This window comes from Vibrio sp. TRT 29B02 (assembly GCF_050113655.1).
GTDB lineage: Bacteria > Pseudomonadota > Gammaproteobacteria > Enterobacterales > Vibrionaceae > Vibrio.
The window spans coordinates 19,631-36,326 of record NZ_JBNJOJ010000001.1; the positions used below are offsets into that span (position 1 = coordinate 19,631).

17 protein-coding genes and 1 pseudogene are annotated in these 16,696 nt (G+C 44.6%); 12 read left to right on the plus strand and 6 right to left on the minus strand.

Going from position 1 to position 16,696, the window contains the following annotated elements; all coding sequences use genetic code 11:
- Positions 1-2: 2 nt before the first annotated feature.
- Positions 3-794 (plus strand): LytR/AlgR family response regulator transcription factor, encoded by a 792-nt coding sequence (locus ACQEXT_RS00065; RefSeq protein ID WP_426950023.1) that lies wholly within the window; start codon positions 3-5, stop codon positions 792-794.
- 66 nt (positions 795-860) lie between these two features.
- Entirely contained in the window at positions 861-1,481 is a 621-nt protein-coding gene (locus tag ACQEXT_RS00070; protein ID WP_426950024.1) for a DsbA family protein, read from the plus strand.
- Positions 1,482-1,528: 47 nt separating this feature from the next.
- Here ACQEXT_RS00070 and ACQEXT_RS00075 read toward each other — a convergent pair whose 3' ends face one another.
- The gene (locus tag ACQEXT_RS00075) at positions 1,529-3,160 is read right to left on the minus strand and encodes a glycoside hydrolase family 13 protein (RefSeq protein ID WP_426950025.1); all 1,632 of its coding nucleotides are present in this window, start codon (positions 3,158-3,160) and stop codon (positions 1,529-1,531) included.
- 141 nt (positions 3,161-3,301) lie between these two features.
- Here ACQEXT_RS00075 and ACQEXT_RS00080 point away from each other — a divergent pair, with 141 nt between their 5' ends.
- Positions 3,302-4,198: a LysR family transcriptional regulator gene (locus ACQEXT_RS00080; RefSeq protein ID WP_426950026.1), complete on the plus strand. Its 897-nt coding sequence runs from the start codon at positions 3,302-3,304 to the stop codon at positions 4,196-4,198.
- 104 nt (positions 4,199-4,302) lie between these two features.
- Here ACQEXT_RS00080 and ACQEXT_RS00085 read toward each other — a convergent pair whose 3' ends face one another.
- Both ACQEXT_RS00085 and ACQEXT_RS00090 read right to left on the minus strand, forming a co-directional pair.
- Positions 4,303-4,743: a hypothetical protein gene (locus ACQEXT_RS00085; RefSeq protein WP_426950028.1), complete on the minus strand. Its 441-nt coding sequence runs from the start codon at positions 4,741-4,743 to the stop codon at positions 4,303-4,305.
- The gene (locus ACQEXT_RS00090; protein WP_426950030.1) at positions 4,740-5,057 is read right to left on the minus strand and encodes a hypothetical protein; all 318 of its coding nucleotides are present in this window, start codon (positions 5,055-5,057) and stop codon (positions 4,740-4,742) included. The genes ACQEXT_RS00085 and ACQEXT_RS00090 overlap by 4 nt, the downstream gene beginning before the upstream one ends.
- Before the next feature lie 603 nt (positions 5,058-5,660).
- Here ACQEXT_RS00090 and ACQEXT_RS00095 point away from each other — a divergent pair.
- The 6 genes and pseudogenes from ACQEXT_RS00095 to ACQEXT_RS00120 all read left to right on the plus strand — a co-directional run bounded on the left by ACQEXT_RS00095 (position 5,661) and on the right by ACQEXT_RS00120 (position 10,708).
- Positions 5,661-6,134, plus strand: coding sequence for a site-2 protease family protein (locus ACQEXT_RS00095; RefSeq protein WP_004747439.1), 474 nt, complete (start codon positions 5,661-5,663; stop codon positions 6,132-6,134).
- Between the two features lie 372 nt (positions 6,135-6,506).
- Positions 6,507-6,995 carry a mobile mystery protein A gene (locus tag ACQEXT_RS00100; RefSeq protein ID WP_426950031.1) on the plus strand — a complete coding sequence of 163 codons (489 nt, stop codon included), beginning with the start codon at positions 6,507-6,509 and terminating at the stop codon, positions 6,993-6,995.
- Positions 6,992-7,603, plus strand: coding sequence for a mobile mystery protein B (locus ACQEXT_RS00105; RefSeq protein ID WP_426950033.1), 612 nt, complete (start codon positions 6,992-6,994; stop codon positions 7,601-7,603). The genes ACQEXT_RS00100 and ACQEXT_RS00105 overlap by 4 nt, the downstream gene beginning before the upstream one ends.
- 174 nt (positions 7,604-7,777) lie before the next feature.
- Positions 7,778-8,137: pseudogene (locus ACQEXT_RS00110) on the plus strand (transposase); the annotation flags it as partial.
- 237 nt (positions 8,138-8,374) lie between these two features.
- Positions 8,375-8,569 carry a hypothetical protein gene (locus tag ACQEXT_RS00115; RefSeq protein WP_138972222.1) on the plus strand — a complete coding sequence of 65 codons (195 nt, stop codon included), beginning with the start codon at positions 8,375-8,377 and terminating at the stop codon, positions 8,567-8,569.
- Positions 8,570-8,797: 228 nt separating this feature from the next.
- Positions 8,798-10,708 carry a methyl-accepting chemotaxis protein gene (locus ACQEXT_RS00120; protein WP_426950035.1) on the plus strand — a complete coding sequence of 637 codons (1,911 nt, stop codon included), beginning with the start codon at positions 8,798-8,800 and terminating at the stop codon, positions 10,706-10,708.
- Between the two features lie 80 nt (positions 10,709-10,788).
- On the opposite strand, the gene ACQEXT_RS00125 is transcribed toward ACQEXT_RS00120, so the two are convergent.
- The gene (locus ACQEXT_RS00125) at positions 10,789-11,994 is read right to left on the minus strand and encodes an MFS transporter (protein WP_426950037.1); all 1,206 of its coding nucleotides are present in this window, start codon (positions 11,992-11,994) and stop codon (positions 10,789-10,791) included.
- A gap of 97 nt (positions 11,995-12,091) precedes the next feature.
- On the opposite strand from ACQEXT_RS00125, the gene soxR reads away from it, so the two are divergent.
- Positions 12,092-12,556 carry a redox-sensitive transcriptional activator SoxR gene (soxR, locus tag ACQEXT_RS00130; RefSeq protein ID WP_331417822.1) on the plus strand — a complete coding sequence of 155 codons (465 nt, stop codon included), beginning with the start codon at positions 12,092-12,094 and terminating at the stop codon, positions 12,554-12,556.
- Here the strand turns inward: soxR and ACQEXT_RS00135 are convergent.
- On the minus strand, positions 12,530-13,405 hold the full coding sequence (locus ACQEXT_RS00135) for an AEC family transporter (RefSeq protein WP_426950039.1): 876 nt from the start codon (positions 13,403-13,405) through the stop codon (positions 12,530-12,532). The genes soxR and ACQEXT_RS00135 overlap by 27 nt on opposite strands.
- 120 nt (positions 13,406-13,525) lie before the next feature.
- Positions 13,526-14,002: a peptide-methionine (S)-S-oxide reductase gene (locus ACQEXT_RS00140; RefSeq protein WP_138971092.1), complete on the minus strand. Its 477-nt coding sequence runs from the start codon at positions 14,000-14,002 to the stop codon at positions 13,526-13,528.
- Positions 14,003-14,303: 301 nt separating this feature from the next.
- Here ACQEXT_RS00140 and ACQEXT_RS00145 point away from each other — a divergent pair, with 301 nt between their 5' ends.
- Together ACQEXT_RS00145 and ACQEXT_RS00150 are read left to right on the plus strand one after the other, a co-directional pair.
- Positions 14,304-15,305, plus strand: coding sequence for an ABC transporter substrate-binding protein (locus ACQEXT_RS00145; RefSeq protein WP_426950042.1), 1,002 nt, complete (start codon positions 14,304-14,306; stop codon positions 15,303-15,305).
- 4 nt (positions 15,306-15,309) lie between these two features.
- The gene (locus ACQEXT_RS00150) at positions 15,310-16,668 is read left to right on the plus strand and encodes a GGDEF domain-containing protein (RefSeq protein ID WP_331428538.1); all 1,359 of its coding nucleotides are present in this window, start codon (positions 15,310-15,312) and stop codon (positions 16,666-16,668) included.
- Positions 16,669-16,696: the final 28 nt, after the last annotated feature.

The window sequence follows — 16,696 nt, forward strand, 5'->3', positions numbered from 1 at the left end:
CGATGAATACCATAACGCACAGTGCGGTTATCGCTGATGATGAACCATTGTTAAGGCATCATTTAAACAAGCTGTTGGGGGAGTGCTGGCCGGAACTAGAGATAGTTGGCCTGGCCAAAAATGGTCAGGAAGCATTGCAACTTATTGAACAGCATAAGCCAAGCGTGGTCTTTCTTGATATCAAAATGCCTCAGCTTGATGGGATGGCCGCTGCCAAGATACTGGATAAGAGCGATACTGAGACTCAGATTGTTTTCGTAACGGCATACGATGAGTATGCTTTACAGGCTTTTGAGACTAATGCTGTCGATTATTTACTCAAACCTTTGTCAGAGAAGCGGTTAGAGCAATGTATCGCCAAGCTTAAAGTGAGGCTTAACACCAATGTACCACCTTTACAGCCCAATATGTCGATGCTGCTTGATCAGATTCAGCAGATAAGTCAGCAAGCGAAGCCGACTTATTTGAGTTGGTTGCGTGCCAGCAGAGGGGACGACATTCATCTTATCGCAGCGAGTGATGTCCTCTTTTTTAAAGCTGAGGACAAGTACGTGTCTCTTTTTGCCAAAGAGGGCGATAAAAAGGTGGAGTACTTGTTGAGAACTTCGCTGAGAGAGTTATTGCAGCAGTTAGATCCGCAGCAGTTTTGGCAGATTCATCGTTCAACGATTGTGAATGTGTCGGCGGTTGAAAAGGTCAAAAAAGTCATTACCGGTAAGATGGTGGTTGTGATTGGAGGAGAAAAGCTGCCAGTGAGTCGTGCAATGCAAAGCCAGTTTACCAATTTGTGGTAATCGAGAGACAAGCTGTGTAGTCTCACTCTAACACCCTATCTAAGAGCTCACCGAAGGAGCGGTAATATGTCGACCAACAACAAACTCTATTATGTCTATGATCCCATGTGCTCATGGTGTTGGGGATATAAACCCGTGTGGCAGAAAGTATCGCAACAGCTCGAAAGCAAGATAGAGATACAGTACGTACTCGGTGGTTTGGCACCGGATTCCGACCAGCCGATGCCAGAAGAGATGCAACGCCAAATCGCCTCATATTGGAAGAAAATAGAGGATTTTCTTGGTACAGAGTTTAACTATGATTTCTGGCAAAAGAATACGCCTCGTCGTTCTACCTATCCGTCATGTCGGGCTGTCCTTGCCGCTCGCAAGCAAGGAGCTGAGCAAGCTATGTTGAGTGCGATTCAACACGCTTATTACCTAGAGGCAAGAAACCCCAGTGACAATGAGGTTCTACTCTCTCTTGCAGCCAACATAGGGCTGGATGCGGCAAAATTTGCAGTGGATTTTTTCTCAGCAGAGCTTAACCAAGAGTTTCTTCAAGAGCTGGAGTTTGCTCGTAGTATCGGTGGCAACAGCTTTCCTTCACTGTTTGTTGCCAACGAACAAGGAATTATAGAGCTGCAAGTGGATTATCAGTCCGCAGAGACAACGATTGATCAAGTCGAACAGATACTGTCTTGGTAAGGACATGATTGAAAAGAACAACACCGGACACGTGTCCGGTGTTTTTTTTATAGCTCTAGGGCAAAAGATTCATACGGGCTCAACGTGAGTGAGTTCCCTAACTCAGTAAGTGCCGCGCGATTGGTAATCAAGGTGGTTACCTTGCGACTTTGCAGGTGACTTGGTAATGGGACGATTAGCCTCTCGGCACTAAAGTTACTGACGACCACAAAGTGTTGTTGATCATCTTTTCTCTCATAGGCAAACACTTGCGGATGTTGTTCGAGCAGCGGAATGAAATCACCGTAGACGATGACAGGGTGGGTTTTACGCAAAGATACTAGCTGTTTGTAGTGATAAAAGATTGAATCATGATTGGCAAGGGCATCTGCTACGTTGATGTGCGGATAGTTTGGATTGACTGCAATCCAAGGTGTTACGTTGGTAAAACCCGCTTGATTGTCGTTATTCCATTGCATCGGTGTACGAGCATTGTCACGACCATTTTGGTGAATTGCCTCCATCATATGCTCGTGACTTGTACCTGATTCGGTTTTCACTTGGTAAAAATTGAGCGTTTCGATGTCTTTATATTGGTCGATGGTATCGAAGGCTACATTGGTCATGCCAATCTCTTCACCTTGATAGATATAAGGTGTCCCTTTCATAAAGTGCAGCGTGGTTGCCAACATTTTCGCTGATTCAACTCGGTATTGTTTGTCGCATCCATATTTAGACACAACACGCGGTAAGTCATGATTGTTCCAAAACAGTGAGTTCCAACCTTGGTTGTTGAGTTCGACCTGCCATTTGGTGAGAACTTGCTTAAACCTATTTAGGTCGAGTGGAATGGGTTGCCATTTATCGCCGTCTTGCCATGTCAGTGTAATGTGCTCAAACTGGAACACCATGGACAATTCCTGCCTTGCGGGGTCACTGTACAATTTGGCAATTTCAGGTGTTGCTCCCCAAGTTTCTCCCACCGTTAGAAGGTCTTTGCTGCCAAAGGTGGCTTGATTCATTTGTTGTAACAGTGGGTGTAGACGTTCACCATTCCCTGTAATACCTTTATCGATCTCCTTACCAATCAGATCGATGACATCAAGACGGAAGCCGCCAATACCTTGGTCAATCCACCAGTTCATCATCGCAAAGATGTGTTCGTGAAGTAGCGGGTTTTCCCAGTTAAGGTCAGGCTGGCGTTTTGAGAATAGGTGAAAGTAGTATTGCTGGTTGTGCTCGTCCCACTGCCAAGCGCTACCTCCGAAAATAGAGCCGATATCACTTGGTGGCGTGCCGTCTGCGTTCGCATCTCGCCAAATGTAAAAGTCGCGATACTTGCTGTCAGCACTTTGCTTTGCATCGACAAACCATGGATGTTCATCCGAAGTATGGTTTACTACTAAATCCATTACAATGCGGATACCACGCTGTTTGGCTTGTTCAATGAGTGCTCGCATGTCGTCCATGGTGCCAAACTCAGGAGCGATTGCCTGATAATCTGAAATATCGTAGCCGTTGTCGTCCATCGGAGATTGATAAACTGGAGAAAGCCAGATCACGTCAATTCCCAGATTTTGCAGGTAATCTAGTTTACTGATGATGCCTTGAAGGTCACCGATCCCATCATCATTTGAATCACAAAAACTACGTGGATAGATTTGATATACCACACTGTTATGCCACCAACGTTTGTCCATTTTGTTGCCCTAATATTCGAATTGTTGAGGGAAATATAGCGAATTTTTGGCGACAAAAATAATTGATTATTTGAATTTTGATATAGAAAAAATCAATATCAAAAGTTACTCTGACACCTCTATTCTAAGGAGAGGTTGAGCATGGATAAACAGTCTCGCTATTTTTACGAAGTGGCCCGCCAGGGGAGTATCAAGGCTGCCGCAGATAAGCTCTTTATTAGTCAGCCATCACTCACAACAGCAATCAAGAAACTTGAACAGCAGTTGGGTACAGACTTGTTCATTCGCAAGTCGAAAGGGGTTGAACTCACCGAATATGGGCGAGTTTACTTGGGTTATGTGCAGGATGTACAAGAGAAGCACACTCAGATGATTCATCAGTTGTCTGATATGAAGATGCGCAGCAGTGGTAAAGTTAAGCTAGGTGTGGGCGAGGCTTGGTGGGAGTGCTTTGCGGCGCAGGCGATTGAGGAGTTTACTCGACAGTTTCCAAACAGCTCGATGCACGTCGAATTTGGTAATGGTCTGTCAATGTTACACCACTTGATCAATGACGAAATTGACTTGTTTGTCGGCCATCAAATTAACGGCATTAACTCTCAGTATCGGGTTCGTTTTACCCCTCTATTCCAAGAGCGCGAAGCCTGGTATGTCAGACCCGACCACCCCTTACTGGAGCAGGACAATATTGTCGAAAAAGCAGTGAACTATCCGCTGGTTAAGGTTACTCCCGATCACGCTCGTCATGGGGATGTATTAACGGAGGAAGGGGCCGAACTATTTAGCGCTGCGGCTTGTGATACGCGAGTGACGTATGAGCTTGATTCTCTCTCGGCAAGTGTTGCTCTGGTCAAAATGAGCAATGCGATCATGCCTTATACCTCAGAGATGAAAGCGCATTTTGAACGGGCGGGGTTGAAAATGTTGTGGGTGAATCAACAGCAACTGGGTCAGGTCGGTATCTACACTAAAATTGGCAATTTCACTGAGCCCACACAAACTCTGATGGATCTCATTTGTAGTCAAGCCGAGAGATGACTAATCTATTTTATAGGGAAAAGCTATATCACTCGCCATGCTCTAGAACGTTTATATCAGATTAGGACAAGTATCTTGAAGCCTTAAATGCTTGTAGCCAACTTTTAACCACCAGCTATACCGGATGACGACTTGCACAAACTTAAATCTTTTGCATAAACCCTCCAGCTATTTTTAGAAGAAGTTCGTGACTCATGGATACACTTTACATAACCAGATTTGGTTACTTGGTAGCCGAGATAACCTCTTGAAACTAAAGCAAGTGAACCTATGGCTAGTGATATATAAGCAACTTTGAGCCATACCTTACTATAAGAGGTTACTTCTCTTTGTGGATTACATAACTGATGTGTCATTATGCCAATACCTCCTAAGAGTAAAGGAGGAAGAATTGCTAATGCAATGTAGGATTGGTATCCAAGCAACCTGACTCTTAGCTCTAAGGGTAGAAAGGGGAGTGCTAATTCTGCTGGCGCTCCAATTGCCAAATAGCCGGCAAGAAAAAGTGCAAAAAAAATAATTCCTGAGATTTGTATCTTCTTCATTCTTGACCCGTTTTCAACAAATCAACTAACGCATCAGACACCCCAAATTCATTGTCAGCCCAGTCAAGTGCTGAACCCATGCCACCTAACCCTTTAGCGAGCTCAAGTTGTTCACTTTTAGTAAAGTCATACGGTGGCCAATAACCTGAACCTTGTGGAATTTGAGCGGTTTTCGAAGTGCCAACTTCGGTTACACTCGCTGAGGAATGTGCATTTTGAGCTTTAGTTTGAATAGCTGCTTGAGACTCAATTGAAGACAATGAAGATGATAACGCAGACATTTCCGTAGGCTGATATACATCACCGATGTTCACTGTACCACTACCAATCGTTACCCCTCCGCAACGAATCGCACCTCCAGTAATGGCTGCTGGTTTACCATTTATTTATACTGGATAGGACTTTAATTTCATGTTTATTGTTATGCAATGAAGTGCTTTAAGAATATGAATAAAGATCAATAGATGTCAGTTGAGTCAGAAACATGATTCAAGTACATGCCATCAATAATCAAAACGGCGATCGTTAGTAGCCCAGTTAACAGCAGTTTAATTCTATCAATCATCGGCTTAAAATCTCCGGAAAATTATTTACCGCATCATAGATCCAACTGCCGTGTAACCCCTAATTATTAGCAGCTTGCTTTGGTGAGCTAATGTCGCATCGGTCGCCCTTAGTAGTTAAGGCACTTAGGAGTTAAGGCCCTGTAACACGTTTCTGGACATAACCTTCTTAGAGTAGCTCCGCCTTAATCCTGCTTTCAGATAACTTTTCATATGCCAAAACGTCATTCGTCATGAAATAGGTTCATTAACTCCCCCATATTGCCGTTTATCTCTCAGCACTTTGTTTAGAAAAAGAACTTGCTACCATCGGTTGCGCAATAAACAAACGGAAAATAATGAACAGGACACGCTATGATTGAAATCATCGGAATTATCTTAGGCCTTGTTGTGATAACGCCGGCACTTACTCTCGCTCACGAGTTGGGACATGCACTACCACAGCTACTTAAAGGGTATCCGGTGAAAATAGTGTTAGGGTTGGGTTCAGACGTCAGGACGTTGAATTGGGGTAACTTATCTATATCATCGACCAAAGTTCCAATGCATGTAGGCTACTCTGAGATATCCTCTAGATGCTCATCTAAAGAGAGAGTCATTTCACTTGCAATGGGACCACTAACTTCTCTCGGGATGTGTACATTGCTTTACTTCGCATCCAAGTTTCAACTTCCATACCTACTAAGTTATTGCATAAACTTTGGATTGTACTTCTCGCTGCTTCAGACACTTGTAACAGCTGTTCCTATGCAATATCCAAGTATCTTTGGTGCTTACGAGGGCATGCACAGTGATGGGAAGCAAATACTTGAGATATTGAAACGATAGAGTGTCAATCGAAGGATGGCTTTGCTTTGTTACAAGGAACATATATGGTTACGCTAACTAATAAAGGGGCAGAAATCATTCAGAGCAGAAGTCTGGATTGTGTTTTTTCCAAAACAACCCCTATTGTCCCCAGAATCTAGATCAACCTAAACCGTTCACTTCCCACTCTAGCGCTGCCGAAGACGTTTGCACTTCCAAGATGAATTTGACACGACCATTGTCCAGTAAACAGATAGCTAAATAAGTAATGTATCTTTTTGTCGATACACTCAGTCTTGCTACGTATCAATAAAAAGATACAACAGTCTTTATAGTGTATGCAAAATTAGATACCATTAGCTTTGTAGTGTATTTAATTGGAGATACAGAGTTATGAAAAAATCCGGTGTCTATGCCGTTGCACTCAAGCAAGTCAAAGCAAAAATCAGCGCTTTGCTCGATTTATCTGTGCCTAAACCGCCGAAAAATGGCTGGGTGCGCAGTATCCGTGAGGCCTTGGGGATGTCGGGCGCGCAATTAGGTGAACGTCTTAATCTCTCTCGAAATCAAGTCTCCATATTGGAGCGTAAAGAAGCCGATGAAACCATCACACTCAAACAACTTAAACATCTGGCAAGCGGGCTCGATGCCGAACTGGTTTATGCGATTGTTCCGCGTCAGTCGATTGATGACATGATAGAAGCGCGCGCTATGGAGTTGGCCAAGCAGCGTTTGGCCATGAGCCACCAATCGATGTTTTTAGAAGCGCAGCAGTTAACCTCAGAGCAACAACAGCAAGCGCTGGTTCAATTAGCCAATGAGATTAAAACGGGCAGCCCCCGAGATTTGTGGAAAGTCAGCTTGCAGGAGAAATACCAATGAGTCTGTTTGTTGAACCAGAGGGCGCAACCGAACTAAATGCCGATGATGTTGCCGGGCTAAAATTTGATCACATCTCGACTCGCGAAGAGCTTAATGAGCTTGAAAATGCCAACATACTGCAAGGGTTGAGTTGGTTAGCCACGACGCCTAAAACCAGCATGGATGACATTCTTTCTATGGCGTTTGTGGAAGAGTTACATCAACGTTTGTTTGGTGATGTGTGGGAATGGGCCGGTAGCTACCGTCACCGAGAGTTGAACATTGGTGTCGATCCGCTGAATATCCGGCCAGATTTACACAACTTACTGGAAGACATCAAATGTTGGATTGAGTTTGAACACTATGACAGCCTAGAACTCTCAGCCCGGATACAGCACAGGTTAGTTAAAATTCACCCTTTTCCTAACGGCAATGGACGTCACTCGCGCGTAATGACGGACTACATACGAATGGTACTACTCAAACAAAAGCCTTTAGTTTGGTCCAATACAGATTTGGATAGACAAAGCCAAGAGCGGGGTGAGTACATTGCGAGCTTACGCCAAGCTGATGCAGGCGATTATGCGCCTTTAATTCAATATCTTCGGACGAAAGGGAATGTGACTTAAACTAAGCGTTAAGAGCTAAATATACAATTACAGTGTGAAACGTTAAAAGAGGCTGGAACGTCAGCCTCTTTTCTTTGTACAGAGAGCAAGCTCACCAAAACACCCCTATTGTCCTCAGAAATGGAGTACACCACACCGACAATACTAAGTAACTTTTGGACACTTCCAAGTTACCAGATCAGAGGACTTGCCGTTGAGTACGGAGTGGTTTTCCCTTTGTCTATTAAATCACTGCGGAGTGATTTGCCGTTAGCGATTGAAGAAGCTGAGAATCAGTTGTCTAATGTTATGAGAAGCTTACTGCAAACACTGCACTGTAACTTTATCAATATCAGCGACGAAATTGATGAAGTTACTCAAAGCATAACCAGATTGAGCCAACAACATCCAAGGTATGAGGCAGTTAAGAATATCCCTGATTTTGGTCCGATTTTGACTGCTGAAATTATTAGTGAAGTAGGCTCTGGCAAACAGTTTCAAAATGGTCGGCAATTCTCAGCTTGGTGTGGATTAGTTCCCAAACACAATAGCTCGGTTGCGTGGTAATGTATTGAGTGATTTATGAAAGAACAATGCGATTAGTTGGAAAAAGCTCACAGAATTAGACTTATTTGAGTCATAATGATCGAGGTTTAATGTCCAATAACATTTTATTAATCATAGCGTTACTTCAATGACTATTGGTTATGTGCAACAAAAGTTCACTTTGACTCTGGCAAGGGTTTTTCTACGCTTAATAGTGATTTAAACGTCAGATGAAAGGAGAACACAATGGCGAGATTCCAACAAGACATCCCTAATCGAGTTACGGTTTATCATGATGATCTTGACCAAGAAAAAGCGCTAAAAAATGCAATGCTGCCAGAAAAACCAAGGTACTTTAACGGCTCACCAACCTATGAAGCCTCTAGCGTTGATGAATTCCGAAGCAAATTGAGTCAAATAGGCATGTCTCTTGATATGTAAGCTCAGCGAGTTACGCAGAAAGCAGCTCTAGGGGCTGCTTTTTTTATGCCTGATGGCGATTTTATGCTTGTCAAACCAAGAAATGACAATCATGCGTCATGAACTCGCGTTCTAGGCTGGATCTTTATCATATTCCTACCACAATTTACTTACAGATTTAATAATAAATTCGAGTGATTGGCTCTGCTCTGTAGTCGTTATGGCAATAGAGTGAATAAGGAATTTGTAATGAGAAATTTAGGATTTAGGAAGTTACTGCTTATATCGATCATCGCACTGGTGGTGTTTTCTGTGACGGTGTCGAGCTATGTTTCATACGTTAAGCAGAAAGAGACATTGGTTGATCTGATCACTAGAAGCAATCAGGAGTATGTCAAAGCTCAAGCTGAGCAGGTCGGTGGCAAACTGAATGAAAAAGTGGCGGGTTTGGACAAAGTTGGGGCGTTGTTTGCGAATCAACCCATCACAGGCAGTGAACAAGAGTTCATTGATTTGACTCACTTGATAGCGGGTGGAATGAACCTTAACAGTTCTGTGGTGGCATTTACCAATGGTGATGCCTACTGGAACCAGACAGCAAACACGTGGCCGAATCACAAATACAATGGTGACGTTACAACTCGAAGTTGGTATCAGCTCGGAAGACAAAGTCCAACGGCCGCAATGACGGAGCCCTATTTAAGCAGTGACGGGGACACCTACTGGGTGTCGATAGTGCGCAAGACACTGAGTGGCATGATCTCGGTCGATATGCAGCTAGGGTTTCTCAACGAAATCGTTAAAAGTGCCAACGATATTCCTGGTGCATTCGCGATGATTCTTAATCACGATAATACCGTTCTGGCTTCTTCTCTCTCTCTGGTTAAAGCAGGAGAGAAGGCAGACAAATACGCTTGGTTGGCAAACGTTGCTCGCCAGTCAATCGGAGTGAATGATGCGGTATTTGAAGGTCAGATTGACTCCGTCGAAAAACTATTTTTTTCGCACAAAATCAATGTTGCAGGTAAAAGTTGGTACTTCGTTACTGGGCTGGAGAAAGAAGTTGTTTTCTCTGATTTGGTTTCGGCGAAACAAGCCGCGATCGCCACGGCATCCATAGCAACCATGGTGAGTGTCATACTAGCAATGCTAATTATGCAGGTTCTTTACCGACCCATTTTAGTATTGAAACAGACCATGCTTGGTTTGAGCCAAGGAAACGGCGATCTCACTCAGCGCATCGAAGTCAAAACGAAAGACGACTTGGGAGAGATCTCGGAAAGTGTTAATTCGTTTATCGGTAGCCTCCAGACTATGATGTTAGAGATTCGCCAGATGACGGAAAATCTCAATGAGAATGTCGATCGGATGAAAGATCAGAGTCAGAGGAATAGCGTTATTCTCCAAAACCATGTTCAAGAGACAGAACAAGTGGTGACAGCCATTGAGGAAATGAACTCTACGGCTGATTCGATGGCAACGGATGCGGCGAATACGGCGCAATTGACTCATAAAGCGAGTGAGGCGAGTAGCGCTTCTAAGAATACCGTGACACAAGCGCAGAAAAATGTTCAAGAGTTAGTCGAAGACGTAAGCACGGCATCTGGAAACGTAAATAATATGGCGGCCGAGACGGATGGAATTAATACCATCCTTGGTGTGATTGGCGATATCGCTGAACAGACCAATTTACTGGCGCTAAATGCAGCCATTGAGGCGGCACGCGCAGGGGAGCAGGGGCGTGGTTTTGCTGTGGTGGCCGACGAGGTCCGCAACCTTGCTAGCCGAACCAAAACCAGTACTGAAGAAATTGAAGCGGCGCTAGCAAGCTTGTTACGTGGCAGCCAATCCGTGGTGGATTCGATGGAATCGACCAAACAGAAGTGCGCCCAAACTGCGCAAGGGGCTGGTGAAGTGGCAGAAAGTCTCGATGTGATGAGTCAATTTGTGACGGATATAAACGACCTCAGTACCCAAATTGCGACAGCCGCAGAAGAGCAAAGTAGCGTTACTCAAGAGTTAAGCCGCAATATGAGCGCAATCAATGACATTGTTGGTGAGTTGGATGCCAATGGACAACAAGCATTAGAAGAGGCGCAGAGAATTTCAGATATGAATCAGACACTGAGTGATATCGTCGCTCGCTTTAAACTCTCGTAGCTCATTTGCTATTGGCTGAAAATATAAGAGGTACCTCCGTGTACCTCTTTGGTTTTTAATTGGAGAGAGACAATATGGGTTCAGTTGGCAATTTGAGCTTGTAAAGCGCGGGAGCGGTTGAGTTGAGACATAACCAATACCGCGAAAAACATAGTAAACGCTGCAATAGCAAAGCCCCATTGAGTCATATCGTATCGCGCCAAATACGCAATCAGGATGTAACTGACACTTTGTACAGATGTGGAGAATAGCACCAATCCACCCTCGACTCTGCCACGCTGACTGACATCAATCGTATGATGCATCCAATTAGTGCGAGCAATACGATTTAAGGCATTAAAAAATCCAAACACTAACGTCATCATAAGGATGTACATTGGGTGTGTCGCGATGCTCATACCCACTAAGGACGCCGCTACGAGCGCCATTGAGTATTGCATGGTCGTTTGATGTGAGCTGAGTGAGAGCAGTCTGCTGACAAATATACCCGTCAGCAAAGAACCAAAACCAAAGGCGATGTTATAGCCCGCATACCAGTCTCCGGAAATGTCATTCTCAGCAAACCAAATTGGGACAAGTTTTCCTAAGAAAGTGAGAATTGGATAAGAAAGGCATGACATCAGCAGAAAAGCATAGAAGTGTGGCTGTTGAGCAAAGATGGTACGACTCTCTTTCATCTGTTCGACAAAAGAGTTTTGGTTGTTGCTACGCAGTTGCTGTTGATATGGTGTGACAATGTAACTCACAGCAGCGATAGCCGATGCAATGGCGGCAAACGTTGCAAATTCGACCATTCCCCATCTTTGCAGTAACACGACGCCTAATGCACCAGCACCAAGGGTTGTCGCCTGCATTACAATCTCTTGCTTACCTGAAATCGAAGCATATTCATGGCGCTGATAGTTCTCTTGGGTAAACGCGTTGTTCGTCGACCAGGCTAAATTGCTACTGACCCAAAACACCAATTGAGCACCGGCGAGGAGCCAGTGAGAGTCGAGATTAATAAGGTATGCGACCAATACGATGGTTGCGGTGAGAGACTGAACCACTTGAACAAGGATCAGCAATAATTTGCGTGAGTGACGATCAATTAAGGTCGCAAAAAATGGCGTGAGGACAAATGATGTTGCGGTACAGGTGAGAGCAACCAAGGCAATGAATGTTCCCATGTCGGGTGTGCTTAACATGACCCACGGCAAAGCCATCATGAAAAGACCGGATGAAATACCATCAAAAAAGCGCCCTGAAAGGTAAGGCAAAGTTCTATTTCTCGTCACTAGTCTCATCGAAATATCCTTATGTAATCTGACTGAGTTAGTGCTACTGTAAAACCTCAAGTTAACTTGAGGTAAAGCGCGAATTTTAATTTATTTGGAGTGCAATATGGAAATGAGTGTGGGAGAAGTGGCGAAAAGAGCGCAAGTCAAAGTCTCAGCGTTACACTTCTATGAGCAAAAGGGATTGATCTTCAGTTGGAGAAATCAGGGCAATCAACGTCGCTATCATCGCAGCGTACTGAGGCGTATCGCAGTGATTAAAGCCGCTCAGGAAGTCGGACTAACGCTGGAGGAAATTGCGGAGTCACTGGGTCATTTGCCTAAGCATCAGGCTCCTAGCCGTCAGGAATGGGAGCAGATGGCATCCGGATGGAAAGAGCGTTTGGAGCACAGAATTCAGCAGCTTAAAGCTCTTCAAGATGATCTAGGTGGCTGTATCGGCTGTGGTTGTTTGTCTATGGAATCCTGTGCTATCTACAACCCTCAAGATATTCGTGCTGAAACGTTCAAAGGTAAAACCATGCTCACCAACCCTGAAGAGTGGTCACAAGGAGAGGGCGAACCCGAGTAACATTGGCAGTGTCAGCACACTAAAGAAGTTACTGAACAGTACCATTGACGCGACTTTCGTTGGCTCTATCTGAAAGCGCTCAGCAAACAGATAGTTCATCACCGCTGGTGGTAGCATGGTAAAGAGCACCATCATTTGTAGCTGCATCGGCGGTAGAGGAATGAATAGATAGATCACCGTGAAAGCGACTGCACCGGTTGCCAGTGATTGCAACGTACATAAGATTCCCACTTTTAAGCCGCTCAACCTGAGGTTACACATCTGTGCTCCAAGCGAAAGCAGCATGACAGGAACAGCCGCCTGACCGAGTAACGAGGTCGCTTCATAGAGTGGTGTCCATACACCGATATCGGAAACGTTAAGGATTAGCGCTAAGCTTGCCGCGATAAAGATCGGCATCTTTACGATCTGTTTGAAAGGGTTACCTTCACTGAGGAGTGCTAAACCGAGGCTAATATGTAGGCAAGCCGAAACCACAAATAGCAAAACCGCTGACCCGAGCGCACTGTCTCCGAAAGTGTAAGTGAACAACGGGATAGCGAGGTTGCCACTGTTACGAAACATGTGTGGAGGCGCCCAAGCTTTATAGTTTAGCTTGGTGAGTTTGCATACGGGGAGCATGAGGATGCCAGGTAACAGCACCGCGATGGCGGCAGCGCTTAAAAGCGGCACTTGCTCAGTATCCAGAGGCATAGCGACCAGCGATGAAAATACCAACGCAGGGGTGAACGCATCCATATTTATACGGTTAATCGGCCTAAAGTCGGGTTTAAGCCATCTACCAACGGAAAAGCCAACGGCAATCAGCGCGAACACAGGGAAGAGAATCCCGACCACTTGTTGAAACATTTCAATCCTTGAATAGCGTTATACAACTTAGACTAACTTACTGGATCTTAAATCATTAAAACAGGGTAATGTCGCTTATAACGTCAATGTCAGTTGATTTACGCGCGGTTGCTCTGCTGACTACTTACGATATTTATGCAGCACATTGACGGGAATGTGACAGTAGTCATTTGGAAATCGAGTTAATCGATCTTGGTGCTCGTCATCGCTCTTGACGTAATTGGTCAGCAGCATCACTTCAACTGCAATTTTCTTGCTGTCAGGACGCGCAGCAATGTACTGGCGGGCTTGATTTAAGTGCTGCTCATCTCGGCTGTAAACACCGGTACGATACTTCTTACCGATGTCTTCTCCTTGCTGGTTAACGCTATAAGGATCGATAATCTCGAACAGATAATCCATTAACTGTTCAACAGAGAGCAATTTAGGATCGAACTCAGTACGAACACATTCTGCGTAGCCATCATATTGCCCCGAGGTTGTGCTTGAGGTGCCATTGGCTCTACCAGCTTCAGTGGTGACAACGCCGGGTAAATGGCGCATAAACTCTTGCACACCCCATAAACATCCGCCTGCAATATAGATCTCGTGTAACAAAACATGGCTCCGTTGGTCGATTTAGACTGGCAATTAAAACAAATTCCGCTGCCTAGGAATAGTGATCATTCGTCAAGTGAATCTGTACACAGATATAACAGGAAGCATGGAGAAAAAGAGAACAGGTAAGACGAACTGGCGGATATCGCTTGCGGGTCGGAAGGGCTGGTTTTTGTGAACTGGCGTTAAGTTTTAAAGAAATTATTCATGACAATCTGAAAAACTTGAGCTCTTGATTCACTTTTTTAATTCATAGGCTAAATTTATATGTGCTAGGTTTCTTATGCAAATGGATCTGCCAATGATACCGTTTATAAAGAATAATAAATTGGCGCTTAGTGTTTCTGTGCTTATGTTGTGCGCGGTAGCTTGGGGCGTGATAAACGAAGTGAAGATGAGTCAGATGACGACCTCTTCAAAAATAAGAATAGGGGTTTCTCTAACACCCTTATCATCGCCTTTTTTGGTTGCTGACCAACTGGGCTTTTTTAAATCCTTTAATCTAGATGTCAGCTTACACCCTTGTTCGAGTGGTGCCGCTTGTACAAACCTGATGCTAGATCGCAATGTTGACTATGCAACGGCATCGGAGTCTGTTGTGATGTTCCAAAGCTTTCAGCGTGATGATCTTTCTTTGCTTGTCAGCTTTGTTGAATCAGACAACGACCTCAAACTTCTCACACTCGTGCCTGCCAGTATTCACAGCGTCAACGAGTTGGAAGGTCGTAGGGTAGGCATTATCAAGGGCACGGCCAGTGAGTTCTATTTCGACTCGGTACTTATCAGCAACAATCTCAAGCATATGCCCGTAGAGAAAGTCTATTTGCAACCACACGAGATGGTACCGGCACTGCTTTCGTATCGAGTTGATGCAATATCGGCATGGGAACCAATGGGCTTTGAAGCGGATTTATTCTCTGTTGCGGATGTCGCGAATCTAGGGGTTAAAGGGATCTATCAATTGTCATTTAACCTGATTGCTCGCTCACCTTATCTAGAGTTTGTTGGTGATGAGCCGACCCGCTTACTACAGGCTCTTGATAAGGCGATTGAATGGATAAACAGCAACCCAGAGGAGGCGATTGCGATGATCGCGACACGACTTGACCTTCCGCCTAGCCAAGTCAAGTGGACATGGCAGGACTACCTGTTTCGCTTATCCTTGGGTAATTCGCTACTCTCAAACTTGCAATTACAATCTCGCTGGGCGATTGAAATGGGGTTAGTCGAAAACTCGCCGCCGGATTTCAGAGAGCTACTTTACCCTTATCCGTATCAGCAAGCGATGGAACTGAGGGATTGACGCTATGTTGGATTCTCTGTTCAAGAAAATGTTTATCCTTTCAACGACAACGATGATGTTGACGTTATTCATTGTTATCTCTTTCTCAAAGATACATGCCGAACAGAAGCTAACGAAATTCGAGCTGGATCAGCTTATTGAGCTACAACTGTGCGTCGATTTATTGCGCAGCCAATTATGGGTGTTTAAACAGTTTGGTGACCAGCCAAGTTTGCATCAGGTCGAGATCGCACACGCTGAGTTGGACACTAAACTCACCGCTTATAAGAGTAGCAACATTCTCCTCGACAACATTCAACACATGAACCGAAGCCTTCATATTTTGCTACTGCAAGAAAAAGAGCTCTATTTTGATGGTTCTGGTAGACGCAAAGAAACGGATTCTGACGATATCAATGCACGTAACCTGCTGCATTCGCGCTACAACATGATCGTGCAAAACATGACAGAGGAGCTTGCTTACGTTCATCAGCTTGTCTTGAATCGTAATGTCACCAATCTACAGAGTGTTATGGCGACAGCTGCTGCGTGGCTGATCATCTGTTCCATTTTAGTGAGCGTCACCGCTTGGCTAATTTTGTTCCGTTTTAAATCGGGTGCAGAAGCAATGAAAGCAGCGATCATCGATCTTGCTAAGGGGAAATTGGACACCAAGGTTGAAGCGGTAAAAATGGACAGTGAGTTTCGTGTTATCGCCAGCTTTTTTAATCAAATGACCGTCTCGTTGTGTCGTTCGACGGTCACACGTAAAGAGCTTGAAGAAGAAGTGCTCAGACAGACTCGACAGCTCAAACATAAGCAGGAGCAACTGCTGTTCTTATCCGAACATGACCCACTCACCAACCTAATGAACCGCCGCGCATTTGATAAACAACTTGAGAATGCGATGATCAAAGCTAATCGCAGTGGCTGTAAATTGGCGTTGCTGTTTATTGATCTCGACGAGTTCAAACAAGTTAATGACACCTATGGTCATGATGCTGGTGATGTGGTGTTAGTCAACATTGCGCAGCGATTAGAAGAGAGTGTACGCGAGTCGGACTTTGTTGGTCGTTTAGGTGGGGATGAGTTTGTTATCTGCTTAGACTTGCTTCACGATCTGTCCATTGTCGATAAAAAAGTTCAGCAAATCATAGACGTCATCAGTCAGCCGATTGTATTTGACGGCCACACGCTCGTTATTGGGGCGAGTGTTGGTGTTAGCCATTATCCGGAACAGACCAAAGATAAAGATTCATTGCTCAGCTTAGCTGACGAAGCGATGTATAGCGCGAAAGGTCGCAGTGGGGGGGATGAGAAGGCCAATAAGCCGGCAGCCTCTTCAGAGTCAAATGTGGTCAATTTATCACAACGCTCCAAGTAACCTTAGCGTCTAGTGTACATTTTGTTTA